Source organism: Stenotrophomonas pictorum JCM 9942 (genome assembly GCF_001310775.1).
GTDB classification, from domain to species: Bacteria; Pseudomonadota; Gammaproteobacteria; order Xanthomonadales; family Xanthomonadaceae; genus Stenotrophomonas; species Stenotrophomonas pictorum.
In genome coordinates, this window is record NZ_BAZI01000588.1 from 1 (window position 1) to 1,252 (window position 1,252).

1 protein-coding gene is annotated in these 1,252 nt (G+C 66.0%); it reads right to left on the reverse strand.

Annotation, left to right across the window (positions count from 1 at the left end; genetic code table 11):
* The coding region (locus tag JCM9942_RS16280; protein WP_172675181.1) for a CHASE3 domain-containing protein at positions 1 to 964 on the reverse strand (964 nt) is incomplete at its 3' end.
* Between the last annotated feature and the right edge of the window lie 288 nt (positions 965 to 1,252).

Here is a 1,252-nt window from a genome sequence, read left to right on the forward strand (position 1 = left end):
GGCGCAGATCGTCAGCCAGATGGGGCTGGCCGCGGCGGATCGCCCAGCAGTCGCCCGGCGCCAGGAACGCGGCGGTCTCCACCTGCGGGGTACCCCAGCTGACGATACTCTCGGCACGATCATTGGAGGCGCGCAGCAGGTAGACCGAACCGGCAGTGTCAGGCAGCAGCGCTTCCAGCGTGCGCGCGGTGATTTCCAGTGCCTCCTCCGGATTGGCGCAGCTCTGCAGCAGGCCCGTGTAGCGGCCCAGCGTCTGCAGGTCGGTGCTGGCGCGTTCCATCTGTTCCAGGTTGGCACTCAATTGCAGGCTGGCGCTGGCGGCGCGCTGCTCCGCGCGGCTGCGCCGGTTCAATTCCGAAAGCAGGATGCCGTAGACCGACACCACCACGATCAGGCCGAACGGAATGCCGGCCAGGGCCAGGCCCAGCAGCAGGTCGGCACTGCGGCGGGAGCTGGCCGCACGCTGCACCAGCATCGCCTGCTCCACGTTCACCATGGTCAGTGCCTGCTCACGGATCGCGCTGGTGGTGCGGAACGCGTTCTGGGTGATCGCCGCCCGCGCCGGTTCCAGGCCCTGCTGGTCGTAGATGTCCACCACGCGCTGGATCTGCGACAGCCGCCGCTGCACCAACGCTTCAAGCGTGCGGGCGCTTTGGGCCTGCGGGGGATTGTCGGCCACCGCCTTGATCAGGTTCGACAGCAGTACCGGGACCCGTTCGACGCTGATCTGGTAATCGAGCAGATACGCTTCGCTGCCGGTCAGCAGATAGCCGCGCTCGGCCGACTCGGCATCCAGCACGCGTGCCTGGATCTCGTCGATCCGGCCGATAACTTCATGGGTGTGCGCCACCAGCGCCGCATCGGCGATGAAATGCCGTGCGCCGACAAAAACGCCAATGCCGATGCCGATGAAAACCAGTGCGGAAAATGCCAGCGCAACTTTGCTGCCTTTACTGTGCTGCATTGCTACCTAGACCGGGAAATAAGAAGTGGATCGACAGGGCATCCACTAGGCGGCGAACCGGTCCAGGCCCGGATACCGTGGTATCCGGCAGGTGGAGCGAAGGTGCGTGCAGCAAGGTGGCCACGCGCCATTCCAGAAGGAATGGACGCGTGGCCAGTCTATCAATGCTTGGCCTCGTTGGCCTTCTCGCGCGCGTCCTTGGCCACTTCCTCGGCGTGGTCGGCCGCCTTCTTGGCGGCCTCGGCCGTGGCGGCCGTAGCATCTGCGGCGGCTTCCTTGGCTGGCCAT